This is a genomic window from Paenibacillus mesotrionivorans (assembly GCF_046098205.1).
GTDB classification, from domain to species: Bacteria; Bacillota; Bacilli; order Paenibacillales; family NBRC-103111; genus Paenibacillus_AR; species Paenibacillus_AR mesotrionivorans.
Genome location: NZ_JBJURJ010000002.1, coordinates 107,725 through 123,903 on the forward strand (window position 1 = coordinate 107,725; position 16,179 = coordinate 123,903).

Below are 16,179 nucleotides of genomic sequence, written 5' to 3' on the forward strand. Positions count from 1 at the left end.
CCGCTTTTGTCCCCTTCCTACAAATGCTCCAGAATAATTCCCGCCGTCTCTTCAATCGCCTTGTCCGAAACGTTGATGGTCAGACAGCCCAACTGCTCCATCAGCTTTTTGGCATAATTCAGCTCAAAGGTAATCCGCTCCATATTGGCGTATTTGGCTCCGGCAGTTAACCCCAGGGCCCGCAGGCGCTCCACACGGATCTTCAGCATCTTCTCCGGGTCCATGATCAGCCCGGCGATTTTGCCAGGGGGGATCTGGAACAGCTCCGCAGCAGGCTTCACCTCGGGAATCAAGGGCAGATTGGCCACCTTGTAGCCCTTATGGGCCAGAAACATGCTGAGCGGTGTTTTGGAGGTTCGCGATACGCCAATAAGCACGATGTCCGCGTTCAGCAGTGCCCTAGGATCGCGGCCGTCATCACAGCTGACGGTAAATTCAATGGCCTCCACCCGTCTGAAATAATCATCGTCCATCTGGTGCAGCATACCAGGCTTACGTGTTGGAGAACCGTCGAAGGATTCGATAAAGGCCTGCATCATCGGCCCCATCACATCCACCGTACGGACGCCAAGCCGCAGGCTCTCCTCCCGGATCAGCTCCCGCAGGTCCGGCTGCACCAGGGTATAGGCGATCATGCCGCCGTTTACGGCCACCTCGCCGACAATATCGCGGATTTCCGCTTCCGTCAGCACATGGCTGTACCGTTTGATTTTGGCATTGCGAAGGTCAAACTGGCGGATTGTGGCTTTCACCACCGCTTCGGCGGTTTCGCCCACAGAATCCGAACAGATCGTGATAATAGGCTGTTTGTTGAGTCCAGTCAAGGGCGCTACCTCCTTATCGCAGAATTCTACTCTATTTTCAAATGGTAACATATGTTGAGCGCAGTTTCCAACGGCCGCCCCGGTTGGCGGCAGACCAGCACGCCCCATATGAAAAATACCCCCTTGCGGCACAAGGGGGGGAGATGGCGCGACACAAGCTACTTTTCCCTGCAGCAGATATCCCGGGTTGGCTGCGGACAGCGCTTGCGGTATTCGGAGGGAGGCAGGCCGGTATATTTCTTGAATACGCTGCTGAAGTAAGCTAAATCCGCATACCCCAGCCGGTCGGAAATATCGGAGATGCGTAAGGAAGTCCGGGACAGCAGACGTTTGGCCTCCTCCAGTCTGGCCTCCGCCACATAATCGGAGAAGGCCTTGCCGGTATGGCGCTTAAACAGCTGGCTGAGGTAGCTGGGGTTCAAATGCACCTGCGCCGCAATGTCCTTCAGCGCCAAGGGCCCGGGCAGCCCTTCCCGGACGCAGCGGGCTACCCGCTCGAAGGTGGATTGCTCCTGGGCGTCCAGCTTGGGCATGCCCGCCTGTTCCGCCGCCTCCGCATTCCGCTCCAGCCACTTACCCAGGCATTTGCGCATATCGTCAGGCTCCACGGGCTTCAGGAGATAATCCATGGCGCCGAAGCGCATGGCCGTCTGGGCATAGCTGAAATCGTCATAGCCGCTGATAATCACCACATCCTGCCGGCCCCCGATCTGGCGGAGCTGCTCAATAAAAGCCAAGCCGTCCATGATGGGCATCCGGATATCGGCGAGGATCAGCTCCACGGATTCCTGCTTCAGCCAATCCAGAGCGGATAGGCCGTCAGCGCACTCATGGACCACCTGTACCGGGAGGCCGGTCAGCTCCACCACCCGTCTTAAGGATGTGCGCACCCAGCGCTCATCGTCCAGAATCAGAATGCGGTTCATTGACCCATCACCCTCCATCATTGGTTTTGGCAGCGGTATTGCCCTCCCCCAGCGGCAGCCGAAGGCGCACCCAGGTGCATTCGTCGGGCTTGCTGCCGATTTCTACCCCGTAGACTTCCCCGAACAAATGGGCAATCCGCCTGTGCACATTAATCAGCCCGATTTGCGAGCCCCCTTCACTGATGTCACGGATGCTGATATCATCCCGGATTTTCCGGAGTTTGAAAGGCTGGATACCCGGCCCCGTATCGGCGATTTCCAGCACGAAGCTTTCCCCATTCTCCCCGGTAAAAGCAGACACACGGATCATCACCGTGCCCAATGACGCTTCTATGCCGTGTATTACACAGTTTTCGATAATAGGCTGAAGGGAAAACTTGGGCACCTGCTTATCCTCCAGCCAGGCTGGAACATCGAAGCGGTACTCCAGCTTTTCCTCGAACCGGTACTTCTGTATTTTCAGATAGATTTCGCAGTTATCCAGCTCCTCCTTAAGCGTAACAATAGGGGAGGAATTCTTCAGATTGTACCGCAGCAGGCGGGCCAGAGAGGAAGCCATCACGGAGATGTCCTCCATTCCCCGGTCCAAGGCCATTCCGCGGATGGTCTCCAGAGAATTGTACAGAAAATGCGGGTTGATCTGGGATTCCAGCACCTTCAGCTCCGTCTCCCGCTGGTGCAGCATCATCCGGGTTTCCCTTAGCTTGGATTCATAAACCTCATCCAGCAGCTTCACCAGCTGGCCCACCATATCCGTCAGCCCCTGGGCCAGCAAGCCAATTTCATCCCGGGAATCCACCTGCAGCGTTCCGGTAAAATCCCCTTTGACCACCTTCTTCATGTACCGCTCCATCCGCCGGATAGGCACCACCAGACTGGAGGCGAAGGCAATCCCGATCCCGTAAGCAGCCAAAAGGGTAATCACAATCGCCCAAATGATGGTTTTGCCGATATAGCTGCGCCCCTGCATCAACTCTCCGTAAGGCACGGAGGTGACAAAATGCCAATTCAGCGCATACGACCGGCTGAAGGTCAGGAATTCTCGGGCTCCACCTTGACCCCTGGTCCGGAAGGTGCCTTCGTCGCTTTCCATAATGGAGGTCACGTTGTAATCAGCTTGTTTGCCAAGCTGGCTCAGATCGGGATGGTACACATAATGGCTGTTCAGGTCCAAAATGCTCATGTAGCCGGTCCGCCCTACCGTTACCTTGTCGGCGATTTCCTGGAGACGCTTGTAGTTGATGTCCACCACCAGCATCCCCACCGATTCCAGCGTGCGCGGGTTCACCAGGCGTCTTGCGATGGTCAGCACAGGTTCTTTTTTGTCGGGCCAGGCAATAATCCGGCTGATAATCAGGTCGCCTACCTGCGGCACCAGCGGATACCAGTATTCCCCGGGCATTCCGGCGGCGGGATAGACGCTTCTGACCTCCTCCGTGTCGAGAACGGCCACATTGTCCATGATCACCGTCACATGAGAAATATCGTTGCGGGAATAAGCCATATTGCGCATCAGCTGCAGCACCTCCCTACGGATGCCCGAATTGCGGACCTCCTCCGGCGTGCGCATGGATATCAGCGCTGTCATGGCCGGATGGTTCACCATGGACAGCATGTCGCTTTCCATATCCCGGACATAATATTCCACATGAGTTTTCACCTGCTCGATAATCTGCCAGCTGGCCTGGCTGGTTTCCTCCTCCAGCACCGTCGAGGATCGGTTGAAGGAGATGATACCCACCACCATCATGGGAATCACCACCAGCAGCGCGGAATAAACCAGCAGCTTCGCCACCAGCGGCCTGTCGCGGAGAAGCACCGCCTGATTCAGCATATTCGACAATATTACGGACCATCTGGTACGGATATGCTCCACTTCCTTTTGTCCCATACAAACGGAAACTGGAAGGCCCGGAAGGACCTTCCTTTCCCGATTATACCATGCCTGTTATTTCAATTTTTCCACAGCGGACAGAAAATCCTTGTATTCGGTGCGGTATTTTTCGATGACCGGCTTCACCGTATCCTGCCACGCCTTTTTGTCCTTCACCTCGGTAATGCTAACTCCACCTGCAGCCTTCACCTTCTCCGCCGACTCCTTCTCGAATTTGTCCCATTCCTGTCTTTGGAAGGTTACGGAATCCAGCGCAGCCTGCTTCACCAGCTTCTGGTCCTCCGCACCCAGCCGGTCCCAGACCACCTTGCTGATCAGGAGCACCTCGGGCACCATCTGGTGGCCGTCGAGAATCAGATGTTTGGCCTGCTGGTAATGGCTGGAGGTGTAATAGCTGGGGTAGTTATTTTCCGCCGCATCGATAACGCCCGTCTGCAGGGAGCTGAACACCTGCCCGTAGGGCATGGGAGTGGCGTTGGCGCCTAACGCCTCCATGAGGTCGATGTTCACCTTATTCTGCTGGACACGGATTTTCAGACCCTTCAGATCGGCAATGGATTTCAAAGGTTTGTTGGAATAGAAGTGGCGGGCTCCGGAGCTGTAGTATGCAAGCCCTTTCATACGGGAGCTCTCCAAACCGTCCAGCATTTTATTGCCCATATCGCTTTCGAGGAATTTCCACAGGTGAGCATCGTTCTCGAAAATATAAGGCAGGCTGAAGGCTTCGAAGTTTTTATTGAAGGCAGCCACCGTCCCCGAGCTGGTCCGGGTAAATTCGATAGCGCCCAGCTGCACCTGCTCCAGCACCGCTTTTTCCTCACCAAGCTGGGAGTTGGCGAACACATCGATCTTGATCCGGCCGTTGGAGCGTTCATTCACCAGGTCGGCAAACTTCTTGTCCCCCAGCGTAGTCGGGTAATCTGCCGGATGAGTCTCGGCTAAGCGGAACACGTATTTCGGCCCCGATTTTTGCTCCGCGCCTCCTTGGGTTTGTACGGCTTCCCCGCCGCAGCCCGCCAAAGCAGCCCCTGCCAGCACTACGGCCAGCAGTGCGCCTGTTCCCTTCATATGCTTTTTCATTGAATACATCCCCCTCATGGTTATCGTATCATCCGTCAGGAAGCCCCGAACATCCTGGGCAGCCACATAACAATTCCCGGTATATAGGTCAGAATCAGCAGAATGACGCACATGGTATAGAAAAATGGCATCATCGCCCTTGTGCCGCTGTCCACCGATATTTTACCGATGGCACAACCCACGAATAGAACCGTTCCCACAGGCGGGGTTAACAGCCCGATGCCCAGGTTCAGCATCATGATAATTCCGAAGTGGACGGGGTCCACACCTAGCGTAGTGACCACCGGCAGCAAAATCGGCGTCATGATCACGATCAGAGGAGCCATATCCATAGGTGCACCCAGGATCAACAGCAAAACGTTAATGATCAGCAGGATGATAATGGGATTATCCGAGATGCCCAGCATGAAGTCGGTTACAATCGCCGGCACCTTCAGGTAAGCGAGAATCCAGCCGAAGCTGGCGGAGGACGCAATCAAAAACAATACCATTGAAACAGTGCGCAATGTTCTTGTCAAGATAATCCACATACGGGAGATGGGGATATCCCGGTAGATGAAGAAGGTAAGGATAAAGGCGTACAGACATGCCATGGCACCGGCCTCGGTAGCCGTAAACCAGCCCGAGAAAATGCCGCCCAGAATGATGATGGCGGTGAGCATGGAGAGGAGGCCGTCGGCGATGATTTTGGGCGCCTGCTTTAAGGGAACCGGCTCGCTCCTCTGATATCCGCGTTTACGGGCAGTGAAATAAGCGGTCACCATCAGAGAGGTGCAGAGCATAATGCCGGGAACAATCCCCGCCAGGAACAGCGAGGCGATGGACACTCCGCCGCCTGCGGCCAGGGAATACAGCACCAGATTATGGCTGGGAGGGACAACCACCCCTTGAATGGCAGCAGAAACGGTAACGCCTACCGCATAATCGGTGTCATAGCCCTTTTTCTTCATCATGGGGATCATCACGGAGCCGATAGAGGACACGTCCGCCACCGCCGAGCCGGAGATATTGCCGAAGAACATACAGGCTACGCAGTTGACCATGGCCAAGCCGCCGCGTATGGTGCCTACGAATACCTGGGCCATATTAATCAGCCGGAGGGCCATTTTGCCCTCGCTCATAATCTGCCCGGCCAGGATGAAGAACGGGATAGCCAGAAGCGAATAGGAGTTGATGCCCTGAATCATGGTCTGTCCCACTGCCGCCAGCGGCACCTTCAGATACAGCACCGTCAGCAGGGTAGACCCTGCCAGGGCCAGCGAGATGGGAAACCGGATCAAAATAAGCAAGCAAAAGCTTACCGCCAGAATAGTGATGGCTATGGTGTTGCTGATCATTCCTCGCTGCCTCCCTCGTCAACATTTTTGTGTCTGATTGTATCGATTCCCAACAGTTGAAGAACGGCGTAGATGCAGATCATCAGACCTGAGATGGGCATAACCACATAGGTCAGGGAGTTGGGAAGCCCCGTAGCCGGCAGGGAGGATTCATGCATCAGGCGGGTGAAGTCCCAGCCGTAATACACCAGATAAATCCCGAAGGCCAGGATGCAAATCTGGATCAGGCGGTCAATGAGCCGGTCAATGGACTTGGGCAGCATATTGGTAAAGGTATCAATGCCCAGATGCAGGTTTTCCCGGAAGCCTAATGCGATGCCCATAAAGGAAAACCAGATCAGCAGCAGCAGGGTCGTTTCCTCCGACCAGAAGAACACGAAGTTGAATATCTTCCGGGTAAACACCTGGAGGGTAACAATGATGATCATGGACAGCAGTCCGATTTTGGCACAGGACTCAAAAAAAGTATCAATCTGCAAGGCAATTGCCTTTAGTGTTTTCATATACCATTTCACCTCCCGTTCCTCTTTGCGCATTCATGAACAACCTAATTGTATGCGCATTCAAAAACCGGTTGTACCCCCCTGCCATTGCCTCCTTTTGTGTTTTGATTAGATAAAAAAACATCCCGCCTGCAGCGGCCGGATGACCGTACTGGCGGGATGCGGTATGAGATTCAGGTTTCTTACAGCTTTTCGATTTTGGCGTCCTTCTTCAGGTTTTCCAGCCATTCGGCGCCTTTGGTTTGCACCTCTTCGCTGACCATGCTCTTCTTCACATCTTCCTTCTGCTTGTCGAAGTTGGCCTGAACCGCCTCCTTCTTGTCCATCACCTTAATGATATGGAAGCCGAAGGAGGATTGGACTACGCCGCTCATTTCACCCTTGTTCAGCTTAAACGCTGCATCCTCGAAGGCTTGATCCAATCCTTGTCCGCGGGAGATAAAGCTGCCCAGGGAGCCGCCGTTATCCTTGCTGCCCGGATCGGTGGACTTTTCCTTAGCCACTGCGGCAAAATCAGCTCCACCCTTCAGATCGGCAAGGATCTTATCGGCATCCTCCTGCTTCTCCACCAGGATATGGGAGATCATAAGCTGCTCCGGACTGTTATATTGCTCCACATTTTTGTCGAAGTATTCCTTCAGCTTGGCGTCGGACAGATCCATCTTGGATTCGAAGATCTTGCTGATCTCCTGGTTCTTGCGGATCTCGGCCTTGAGGGAATCCAGGGTGAAGCCGCTTTGCTCCATGGCGCTGTTGAACTGGGCCTCATCCGGGAATTGGGTCTTGATCTGAGCCAGCTCGGCCTCAATCGCCGCTTCATCCACCTTCACCTTGGCCTTGTCCACTTCCTGGGTAACCAGCTTCTCCGAAATCAGGCTGTCCAAAGTCGTCGCGCCGCCCTGCTTGTACATGGCGTCGTAGAGCTCCTGCTTGGTCACCTTCTCGCCGTTTACAGTAGCGGCTGAACCGCTGACACCGGCTTTGCCTGTTTGGCCCAGGTACAGCACCACTGCCAAAGCGGCCAAGGTGATGGCAAACAGAAACCAGGGCAAGGGATTGGCCTTGGCGGGAGCGGCTGCGGCAACAGCGGTTGCCTCGGCTCTCTCTTCAACGGCTTCATCCGCGAAGGCTTCCGGTCCGAATTCATCCCCTACGGTTGGGAATGCTTGTTCATGATCAGCCCGTTCGGAAGTTTGGTTCTCTTCCGGAGTGTTGCCGGCTTGATCGCCATCCTGCTCCAAACCGTCGTTTTTTTTGTTGTTGTCTTCCATTATTTTCGTGTCCCCCTATTGTCCCATTCATGAATCGCAGCGTTTTGCCGCACTTCTAGTACTATACCATTTTTCGACGGCGGAAACCATGCTTTATCCATCCACCCTGAAAAAAGATACCAATTTTTGCAGCTCATCCGCCATCTGGGAAAGCTGCTGCGCTCCGGCTGCAACCTCCTCCATGGAGGCGTTCTGCTCCTGGGCCGCCGCGGCCACATTCTGGGACTGGCCGGCCGCTTCTGCGGAGATGGCGGAGATTTGCTCCACCGCCGCAGCCAGTCCGTCCATGCGGATGGAAACGTCGGCGGAGGCGTCTGCGGCCGATCGGCAATGCTCTGCAGCAGCATCCACAGCCTCCAGAATATCCCGGAAGGAGCTGCTGGCAGCGGAGGCCAGCTCCATACCGGCCGTAACCGCTGCTACCTCCTCCCGGGTTGCAGCTGCAGCCTGGGCAATCTCTCCATTAATCTCGGCGATTAATGCGCCGATTTCCTCTGAAGCGCTGCCTGTCTGCAGCGCCAGCTTCTTCACCTCGGCGGCTACCACTGCGAAGCCCTTGCCCTGCTCTCCCGCCCTGGCGGCTTCAATCCCCGCATTCAAGGCGAGAATATTGGTCTGGGAAGCGATGGCAGTGATCAAACCGAGGATTTCGCCGATGGCGCCGGATTTTTCTTCCAGAAGCCTCACTGTTTTTTCGATGCCCATAATCTTGTCCTTGATCAGGGTCATATTATCCATGGTTTGCACCATAGCCCGGGTGCCTTGATCAGCTGTGGCGGCCGCTTGGGCAGAGGCTTGGGCAGCGGAATCTGAGCCTTGGCTGATTCTGGTTACACTGTCGTTGGCAGAGCGGGTCAGCTGGCTGATTTCGTCAATGATGCCGGATTGAAGCTGGGCTCCCTCCGCCACCTCCTGGATCGAGTGGGCGATATGCTCGGCGACCCGGCTGGTTTCCCCGCTGCCTGCCAAAAGCTCCTCCCCTGTGGCTGCGACCTGCAGAGAGGAAGAGGATACATGGCTGATCAATCCCCGGAGCTGCTCCTTCATAACGGAGAAATGCTCTGCCAGACGCCCCACCTCATCGCGGTTTTTGACCCGGAGCTCTGACAGCTGCAGGTTCCCGCCCGCCATCTCCTCCACCTGGCCGGTAATCTGCCTGATGGGCTTGGCAATATGCCAGGCATACCATGCTGCCGCTGCAGACCCAACCACGGTAAACAACGCCAGCACAATCAGCATCATGTCCCCGATTTTATTGGAGCCCGCATTAAAATCTATCAGATAAGAGCCTGCCGCCACAACCCAGCCCCAATGGGGCTCGCTTCTGGAATAGGTCACCTTCGGGGCAGCTTCTTCCTTGCCGGGAAGAGGGTTGCTGTAATAGGTAAACCCGCCTTCTCCTTCACCCGTGCGGATAATGTCCTGTATGTACAGAATGCCGTCGGAATCCTTGGAGTCCCACAGATTTTCTCCTTCCCGGTTGGGATGCATCACATCTATGCCTTTGGCATCTATGGCAAATGCGTAGCCGTGCTCGCCGATTTTATTGGCAATCTCCCGTGTTTTCCCGTCGTCCTTCTTGGGGCCTACTGTCCGGATGCGCACTTGCTCCTGGGCTTCCTCCAGTGTCAGCGCACCCTTGTCCACCATGCTTTGGTAGGCGTCGATCAGCTGGATGGTCATGTCCACATTTTGCTTCAAGGAGGCTTCGCCCAGCTTGTCCATCTCCGACTTGGCGGTATTGAAGCCGATATAACCGATGGTAAAACCAGGGGTCACCAAAAGCAGCACACAAACCAGAATGGTCTTCCATTGCAGACTGAAGCGGAAACGGCGTCCGCTGCGCCCGGACTTTCCCAGTATTTTCATAATAACCCTCCAACTCCAATTAAAAATCTATTTTAGACCATCATATCAGAAAAGAGTGAATTTTGTCATAAAATGTTCCTTCTCCTAAGCGGAGAAACGCAAAAAGCTCCTTATCCGGTTTGGTGGCGGATGGAGCTTAAGGAATGAGAATTCCGGAAGGATGTTTGCAGGCAGCTGAGGAGCTGGCGCGGTAGGGACGCGATAAGACGGAGTGCCGAGGAAGAATGGTTCAGAGTTACAGAGCAGTGAGGGCGAGAGGGCGGTTGGCGAAACGTCGGTTGGCGCATTTAGCGGAAGGATAGTTTCTTCTATTAGCCGGTGGATGGTGCGAACCTGCCAATAACGGAAGGGGGTTTTCCTCTATCTCTGTTGCAGCTGCTCCTTTACCATCAGAAGGAAGGCAATAGAGGAAATTAGACTTCCGCTACCCGGCATTATACCGCCTTCCGGCTTAAATAGCGGACACCCGGCTTTCGCTATCTCGAAGAAAACCGATCGTTATTCCCCTTTCCCAGCTCCTTGCGGTTCAAGGCTTCACTTCCAGCTGCCTGACCTCCGTCTGATGGGCGGTACTGGTAATCACATGGATGGACACCTCATAAAAACCCGCTTCCTTGAAGGTATACGAACCGGCGAAGCGGTTCTCCCCCTTGTTCTCTCCCTTGATTTCCAGCTCCAGCGTAGAATCCTTCTTCTTCAGGTCAAAATAGACCTCCGCCCGTTTCGAAAGCTTCTCCCGGCCGTTAACCTTCACCCCCAGCGTAACAGGGGAGCCGATGCGGGGAACCGACGGGTCTGCCGAAAAATCGATGGTGTACGGATTCAGATCCACTCCCGGAGCAGGTGCCGATGTAGTGCCGCACCCAGCCACAAGAGCCAGCAGCCCCCCAATCCCCGCCGCCAGCAACAGATGCATAAAAAGCCGTCCAAACCTCCACGTTTTCATGTGAGTCTCCCCCTCTGAATAACTTGGTCCATGCCGAAGGCCGGATAAGTTATGATAGCCTCGAAATCGGTACGGCCGATTTGAGGGCAGCCCTCTGAATAACTTGGTCCCTGCCTGCATTATTCAGCCCGCTTATCCAGCTCCCGCAGCGAATGGGCGAACGCCTTGGAGAGCCCGTTCTCGCCGAACCGGCTGCGGAACTCCTCCATGGGCCCCGCCATGCTGACTCTTCCCTCATGGAGGAGAATGGCATGGTCCGCCGTCCATTCCGCCGTTTCCAGCTGATGTGTGGAAAACACCACCGACTGCCCTTGGGCCTTGCGCCGGTTGATCAGCTCAGCCAAGGCCTGCAGCCAATAGGGGTCCAGTCCATTGGTAGGCTCATCCAGCACCAGGAGCTCCGGCTCCCCCAGCAGGGCTTGGCCAAACAGCAGCCGCTGCCGCATTCCTTTGGAGAAGGTAGACACCTTGGCATGGCGCACAGAGGCCAGCCCTACCTCCTCCAGCACTCCCTGCACCCGCTTCCGGGCGGCCGGTCCCCGCAGGGCGGCGTAAAACTCCAGCGTTTCGCCGGCAGTGAGCGCTTGGCCGAATTGGAAGTCATCCGGCATATACCCGATCAAGGCGGAGCAGCCCGGCCGGTCCTCCTTCCAGGTGCGGCCGGCCAGCCGCACGGTCCCGGCAGTAGGCTCCGTAATGCCGGCGATCATCCGCAGAACGGTGCTTTTGCCCGCACCGTTGCCGCCGCACAGCGCCAGCACCTGCCCGGCAGGCAGCTGGTATTCTACAGGCTGGACCACCGTCCGGTCGCGGATATCCTTTTTGACCCCGTCCAGCTCCAATACCGTCATTCGTACCGTCTCCTCTCCCAGACCACAGTGCCCGCCAGCAGCGTACAGGCGATCCACGCCAATCCGGCTCCGGCAAAACCTGCCAGACCCCCGGCCCCCTGCATCCATCCGATCCAGCCCGCGTACTCGGGACCGAAGCTTGCGCCACCGCCCATCCGAGTCACCATAAAAATCCGCACCATTTCCGCCGGGTTCAGGAAGGACATCACCTGCAAGGCCGGTTTAATAGCCGGGTACGGCAGAAAACCGAGTACGGCGATCAATAACGTCGGCCAAGCCAGCACCAGCACAAACCAGATGCCCACACTGATGGTCAGGGCATGCCAACGTCCCTTGGCAAGCGTGCCTGCAAATACGGCCACCCCCAAAAAGATAAACACCAGTGCCAGGGACGAAAAATAAAAGAACGCCAGCAAAGACAGTGAAAAATTCCTGCCCAGGATGCCTCCGATCAGACCGGACAACCCAAAGCCCGCACCTACCACAGTGAACATCACAAGACACAAACCAACATATTTCCCGAGCAATAATTGCCAGCCGGACAAGGAATACACGGATAACAGCCGCCACCCGCCCTCCTCCTTCTCCGCCGTCACCGCAAAAGATCCCAACAGCAGGGTCATCAGGGGTAACAAATACAAAATCAGATTCAGCAGGCTGCCCGTACCGTGGGTGTACCCCTCCAGCCCCGAATTGGACTGGATGAGGACAATCGCAAGCGTAAAGCAGGCGAACAGCACCATAAAGGAATATGCCCACGGATTGCGCATGCCCAGTTTGATCTCACGCAGGGCGATAATCAGCCATTTCATCTTTGTCGCACTTCCCTTGCCGTTGATCTTGTCAGAGCCTTCCCGGCTTACGGCTTACATGCTGCCGTGGCCGCCTCCCATGGAATGGGCCCAATCGTGGCTATCCAGCTCCTTGACCGTCATTTTCTTCCCTGCGCCCGCTTCTTTAATGAACTTGTCCGCATCCGCTTCCTTGGCAAAGGACACCACTCCGAAGCTCATAGGCGTTTTGATGCCTTTGTCATAGACAAATACCGCCTGGTCCAGATTGATCCACTCTTTAGTGTAATAATCCCGGACGAATGCAGCGCCTACCTTGTCCCGGCCGTTTTTGTTCAGCCATACGTACAAATCGCCTAAATCATCAAACTTCAGGGGCTTCTGATCCTTCAAAATAATCTGTGTAGCATATTGGTCATCCTTGATCAGCATCTGGCAAACCTCACATTTGTCTACACCCTCATTAATGGCAACAGCCTTATACTCCGTTTTGCCGCCACACGCGGCAAGTACTCCCAGGGCCAACACCAGGACCATCAGAACCAGTACCGTTTTTTTCTTCATTGTGCTTTTCCTCCTTTAATAAAAATCAATCCGCTGGCCGCCAGCAGCAGTGCCCCGCACAGAATGGAAGCCCATCTGCCGCCCGCCGCAGGTTCGGCCGTTTCAGCAGCGGCCCGCGGCTTCATAAGCGGCGCCTGGTCCACCAGATCCTCCCGGGTCCCCGAGCCGAACAGCCCTTCCAGAAACAGCATACCCGGCGCACCAAAAAACAGCTGGTAGGCAGGTGTTTCATCTGTCAGGCTGAGGAAAAAGGAGTTGCTCCGGTAAGGCAAATCGCTGATGCCGTCTCCTTGCAGATCCAAACCGCCAAAATCATCCCAAAAATTATGCTCGATGATGTTGCCCGCCTCCGCTACCGCCTGGGCCTGAATCACATTGGCCACAAAATCATTGCCGGTGAGCCGGTTGCCCTCCGCATCGGTCATTTGAATCCCCAAAAAATTGCGCATAAACCGGTTGTTCTTGATAGTGGTATCCCGCAGGGTTTGGGCATAGATGCCCAGGCGGTTGCCCTCCACCCGGTTATTTTCCACCAGCACCCGCTTCACGTCGAACAGCAGAATGCCCTGCGCGGTGGCGTTGGCGCTTTGTTTGGCAAAATCATTTCCCGTCACCTGCGCCCCTTCATCCGCCATAATCATGGCTCCGGTCACATTGCGGCTGCCCGTATTGCCGGTGATTGCCGTGTCCCGGCTGAACATCAGGTGGTAGCCGTACCGGGATTCAGTGACCATGTTGCCCTCAATCCGGTTGCCCGTTCCTTTTTCAATATAAATCCCGTCAAACATATTGCTGATCCGGTTATTCAGGATCTGATTGCGGTCTGATTCCAGGAGATCAATGCCATTCCCCCGTTCTACCGGCTCTTCATCCTGGGACAGGCCGGTTGCCTGGACCGTCGTTCCTTCGATATGTATGTGTTCCAAAATATTCTCGTGAGCTTGATAGAAACGGATGCCAAAGCCTTGTGTGGCAATAGTCAGGTTATTCAACCGGTTGCCGCTGCCAGCCACCTCCAAGGCCACGCTGTCCGGATCCTCACGGGTATCCTCAATCCCGATTCCCTTAAGCTCCGCACCGGAAGCCTCCAGCCGGATCACCGGCCCTTCGTCCCCGTTCACCACCTGAGCTTTACCGTCTCCCTGGATACGCAGCGGTTTTCGAATCACCACAGGCCCGACATACCGTCCCTCCGGAATCCGGAGCACAGTGCCTTCCTCCGCCGCATCGACCAGCGCCTGAAGAGAGGCGGGCTCTCCGGCCGCTTGAACCGGCCCGGCTGTCAGCCCAAGAACCGCTCCCGCCAGCACAAAACACAAAGGGAGCAGGAGGAGCCTGTCCCGTTTTTTCCGATCCGACGCTCTGACGTCCATGGGATCCCCGCTGCCTCCTTCATCTGTCCGGTAACCCGGACGCTTTATTTAGGGTGTATGAAAATTTGCTCCCCCCGGAGCTTTCAGACACCCCCTAGTATATCGGACCTGACATGGCTCCGTCATTTTTTTCGTTCTTTTTTTTCATAATCGGCCAAAACCTCCATCACCTGACGGAACAGCATCACCGCCTCGGAGCCGCTTGCCTTCTGCTTCAGTGAAACCACCGCAACGGCATACCGGGGAGTCTCCACCGGACCGTACCCGATAAACCATTGGTTGTACAGGTCAGCCCCTGCCTCCGGGACCTGGGCCGTTCCCGATTTGCCTGCCAGATGCCAGCTGGCTCCCTTCAGAGCCGTTCCCGTACCGTTGGCCACCACGTCCTGCATCCACTTGAGAAGGGTCTCTGAAGTCCCCTTGGATATACCATCCTCACCGGAGAGAAGCTTCGCCGGAAAATCCGCCAGCTTTCGGTCTGTCTGGTAACGCACCTCCTGCACCACCCGTACAGTCTGAAGCTTCCCGCCATTGAGGAGCGTCACCACCATATTGGCCGCCTGCAAAGGAGTCATACGCACATCGCGTTGCCCAATGGCCGTCTGCAGCCGGGCGCCCTCATCCTTTCGCGCCGCCTCATCCGTCCAGACTGTTCCACTGTCCTCCCGGTCCAGTTGGCGGAAGGCAGTGTCCTGCAGAAGCTTACCGCTCCAGCCCACCATGCCCCCAACACCCAGCTTCCGGGCGGCTTCCTCCACCTGCTCCGGTGTCAGCCGCTGCATAATTTGCCCGAACACAATATTGCAGGATTGGGCATAAGCCTGACGGAAGGTAAGCGTCCCATGCCCCTCCTTTTTCCAGCAGGTAAAATGGTATTTGCCCCAGGCCCCTTTGCATTCGAACCGTTCATCGGGACGGGCAACACCCGCCTCCAAGGCGGCGGCGGCGATTACAGTTTTGAAGATGGAGCCGGGTGTAGCCTCTAACAGCGCCTGGTTGGCCCAGCCCTTATCCAGCGGATTCACACTGTCCGGATCAAAGCGGGGACGGCTGACCATACCGGCAATATCTGCCGTCTGCGCATCCAGCACCACAATAGCCCCATTTTGCAAACCGGCCTGATCCGCCAGCTGTTCCAATCCGTTCTGGAGACCGGCATCCAGCGTGGTCATCACCTTCAGCGGATAGTAGGCATTCTCCGGCGCGTGAAGCCGGTAACCAATGTCCGCAATCGGCTCATTGCGGGAGTCCGTATACAACGAAAGGAAGGTGCCCCCCAACCCGTTCAGCAGGGGCTGAAAGGATTTTTCCAGACCGGCTGCGCCGATAAGGCTGTCCGAAGCCAGACGTCCCGCCTCCACCATGGGCATAAACTCCGCCTTCACCCGCTCCGGGTTCTGCCCGATGTAGCCGATTAATTGCGCCGCGTCATAAGGGGGAAGATAGCGCTGTTTGAAGGGCACCACCGCTACAGCAGCAGGCTGCAGCCTGCGGATGGTCTGGGCAGTGCCTGGGGAGAGGGGCAATGGCTTATTCCCGGCCGTACCTGTCCAGAACCGGGGAACCGTCAGCTCCCGGCGGAACCGGATCCAGGCCTCCGGCTCAATGCCCAGCACCCGGCCCATGGCATTCGCCTCCTCTTGGCTGACATACGCTGCCAATGACACAGGAAACACCAACAGAGCCGAGTAGGTTTCACCCGTTAAGGACACTCCGTTCCGGTCATAAAAATCCCCGCGCCCCGAATCCAGCAGCAGCCGCTGCTCCCGCTGCAGCACAGATTGGCGGACCAGATCCACTGGAGTGGATGCCCGCTCCACCTCCTGGACCGTCTGAAGCCAGAGAAGCCTTCCTGCCAGAGCCGCTATTGCTGTAACAAGCCCCAACAGAATGAAAAACAAGCGGCGCTTATCCATCCTCATCATCCTTTGTTTTCTCTTCCTCTCCAGT

At 56.0% G+C, this 16,179-nt stretch carries 14 protein-coding genes; all 14 read right to left on the bottom strand.

Features of this window, described 5'->3' with window-relative positions:
* Positions 1–17: 17 nt before the first annotated feature.
* The 14 genes from ACI1P1_RS02920 to ACI1P1_RS02985 all read right to left on the bottom strand — a co-directional run bounded on the left by ACI1P1_RS02920 (position 18) and on the right by ACI1P1_RS02985 (position 16,145).
* Positions 18–824 (bottom strand): pyruvate, water dikinase regulatory protein, encoded by an 807-nt coding sequence (locus ACI1P1_RS02920; protein ID WP_416214865.1) that lies wholly within the window; start codon positions 822–824, stop codon positions 18–20.
* A 158-nt stretch (positions 825–982) separates the two neighbouring features.
* On the bottom strand, positions 983–1,750 hold the full coding sequence (locus ACI1P1_RS02925; RefSeq protein ID WP_416214866.1) for a response regulator transcription factor: 768 nt from the start codon (positions 1,748–1,750) through the stop codon (positions 983–985).
* A gap of 7 nt (positions 1,751–1,757) precedes the next feature.
* Positions 1,758–3,584, bottom strand: coding sequence for a sensor histidine kinase (locus tag ACI1P1_RS02930; RefSeq protein ID WP_416215170.1), 1,827 nt, complete (start codon positions 3,582–3,584; stop codon positions 1,758–1,760).
* A gap of 114 nt (positions 3,585–3,698) precedes the next feature.
* A complete protein-coding gene (locus ACI1P1_RS02935; RefSeq protein ID WP_416214867.1) occupies positions 3,699–4,724 on the bottom strand; it encodes a TRAP transporter substrate-binding protein in 1,026 nt (341 codons plus the stop codon).
* A gap of 35 nt (positions 4,725–4,759) precedes the next feature.
* Complete coding sequence (locus tag ACI1P1_RS02940; protein WP_416214868.1) at positions 4,760–6,061, bottom strand: TRAP transporter large permease; 1,302 nt, start codon at positions 6,059–6,061, stop codon at positions 4,760–4,762.
* The gene (locus tag ACI1P1_RS02945) at positions 6,058–6,564 is read right to left on the bottom strand and encodes a TRAP transporter small permease (protein ID WP_416214869.1); all 507 of its coding nucleotides are present in this window, start codon (positions 6,562–6,564) and stop codon (positions 6,058–6,060) included. The genes ACI1P1_RS02940 and ACI1P1_RS02945 overlap by 4 nt, the downstream gene beginning before the upstream one ends.
* Positions 6,565–6,746: 182 nt before the next feature.
* Positions 6,747–7,835, bottom strand: coding sequence for a peptidylprolyl isomerase (locus ACI1P1_RS02950; protein ID WP_416214870.1), 1,089 nt, complete (start codon positions 7,833–7,835; stop codon positions 6,747–6,749).
* Between the two features lie 93 nt (positions 7,836–7,928).
* Positions 7,929–9,704, bottom strand: a complete 1,776-nt coding sequence (locus ACI1P1_RS02955; protein WP_416214871.1) for a methyl-accepting chemotaxis protein — start codon at positions 9,702–9,704, stop codon at positions 7,929–7,931.
* Positions 9,705–10,230: 526 nt separating this feature from the next.
* Positions 10,231–10,650: a hypothetical protein gene (locus tag ACI1P1_RS02960; protein WP_416214872.1), complete on the bottom strand. Its 420-nt coding sequence runs from the start codon at positions 10,648–10,650 to the stop codon at positions 10,231–10,233.
* Positions 10,651–10,769: 119 nt separating this feature from the next.
* On the bottom strand, positions 10,770–11,501 hold the full coding sequence (locus tag ACI1P1_RS02965; RefSeq protein WP_416214873.1) for an ABC transporter ATP-binding protein: 732 nt from the start codon (positions 11,499–11,501) through the stop codon (positions 10,770–10,772).
* Positions 11,498–12,313 (bottom strand): ABC transporter permease, encoded by an 816-nt coding sequence (locus ACI1P1_RS02970; protein ID WP_416214874.1) that lies wholly within the window; start codon positions 12,311–12,313, stop codon positions 11,498–11,500. The genes ACI1P1_RS02965 and ACI1P1_RS02970 overlap by 4 nt, the downstream gene beginning before the upstream one ends.
* A gap of 54 nt (positions 12,314–12,367) precedes the next feature.
* The gene (locus ACI1P1_RS02975) at positions 12,368–12,856 is read right to left on the bottom strand and encodes a nitrous oxide reductase accessory protein NosL (RefSeq protein WP_416214875.1); all 489 of its coding nucleotides are present in this window, start codon (positions 12,854–12,856) and stop codon (positions 12,368–12,370) included.
* Positions 12,853–14,229 (bottom strand): right-handed parallel beta-helix repeat-containing protein, encoded by a 1,377-nt coding sequence (locus ACI1P1_RS02980; protein ID WP_416214876.1) that lies wholly within the window; start codon positions 14,227–14,229, stop codon positions 12,853–12,855. The genes ACI1P1_RS02975 and ACI1P1_RS02980 overlap by 4 nt, the downstream gene beginning before the upstream one ends.
* Positions 14,230–14,351: 122 nt before the next feature.
* Entirely contained in the window at positions 14,352–16,145 is a 1,794-nt protein-coding gene (locus ACI1P1_RS02985) for a peptidoglycan D,D-transpeptidase FtsI family protein (protein ID WP_416214877.1), read from the bottom strand.
* Positions 16,146–16,179 lie beyond the last annotated feature (34 nt).

What these genes read in the sequence shown, in the direction of transcription:
- ACI1P1_RS02950 (WP_416214870.1), bottom strand. Translation starts at nt 7,835, where the DNA reads ATGGAAGACAACAACAAAAAAAACGACGGTTTGGAGCAGGATGGCGAT.
- ACI1P1_RS02965 (WP_416214873.1), bottom strand. Translation starts at nt 11,501, where the DNA reads ATGACGGTATTGGAGCTGGACGGGGTCAAAAAGGATATCCGCGACCGG.
- ACI1P1_RS02945 (WP_416214869.1), bottom strand. Translation starts at nt 6,564, where the DNA reads ATGAAAACACTAAAGGCAATTGCCTTGCAGATTGATACTTTTTTTGAG.
- ACI1P1_RS02985 (WP_416214877.1), bottom strand. Translation starts at nt 16,145, where the DNA reads ATGGATAAGCGCCGCTTGTTTTTCATTCTGTTGGGGCTTGTTACAGCA.
- ACI1P1_RS02930 (WP_416215170.1), bottom strand. Translation starts at nt 3,584, where the DNA reads ATGCTGAATCAGGCGGTGCTTCTCCGCGACAGGCCGCTGGTGGCGAAG.
- ACI1P1_RS02975 (WP_416214875.1), bottom strand. Translation starts at nt 12,856, where the DNA reads ATGAAGAAAAAAACGGTACTGGTTCTGATGGTCCTGGTGTTGGCCCTG.
- ACI1P1_RS02980 (WP_416214876.1), bottom strand. Translation starts at nt 14,229, where the DNA reads ATGGACGTCAGAGCGTCGGATCGGAAAAAACGGGACAGGCTCCTCCTG.
- ACI1P1_RS02970 (WP_416214874.1), bottom strand. Translation starts at nt 12,313, where the DNA reads ATGAAATGGCTGATTATCGCCCTGCGTGAGATCAAACTGGGCATGCGC.
- ACI1P1_RS02940 (WP_416214868.1), bottom strand. Translation starts at nt 6,061, where the DNA reads ATGATCAGCAACACCATAGCCATCACTATTCTGGCGGTAAGCTTTTGC.
- ACI1P1_RS02925 (WP_416214866.1), bottom strand. Translation starts at nt 1,750, where the DNA reads ATGAACCGCATTCTGATTCTGGACGATGAGCGCTGGGTGCGCACATCC.
- ACI1P1_RS02935 (WP_416214867.1), bottom strand. Translation starts at nt 4,724, where the DNA reads ATGAAAAAGCATATGAAGGGAACAGGCGCACTGCTGGCCGTAGTGCTG.
- ACI1P1_RS02955 (WP_416214871.1), bottom strand. Translation starts at nt 9,704, where the DNA reads ATGAAAATACTGGGAAAGTCCGGGCGCAGCGGACGCCGTTTCCGCTTC.
- ACI1P1_RS02960 (WP_416214872.1), bottom strand. Translation starts at nt 10,650, where the DNA reads ATGAAAACGTGGAGGTTTGGACGGCTTTTTATGCATCTGTTGCTGGCG.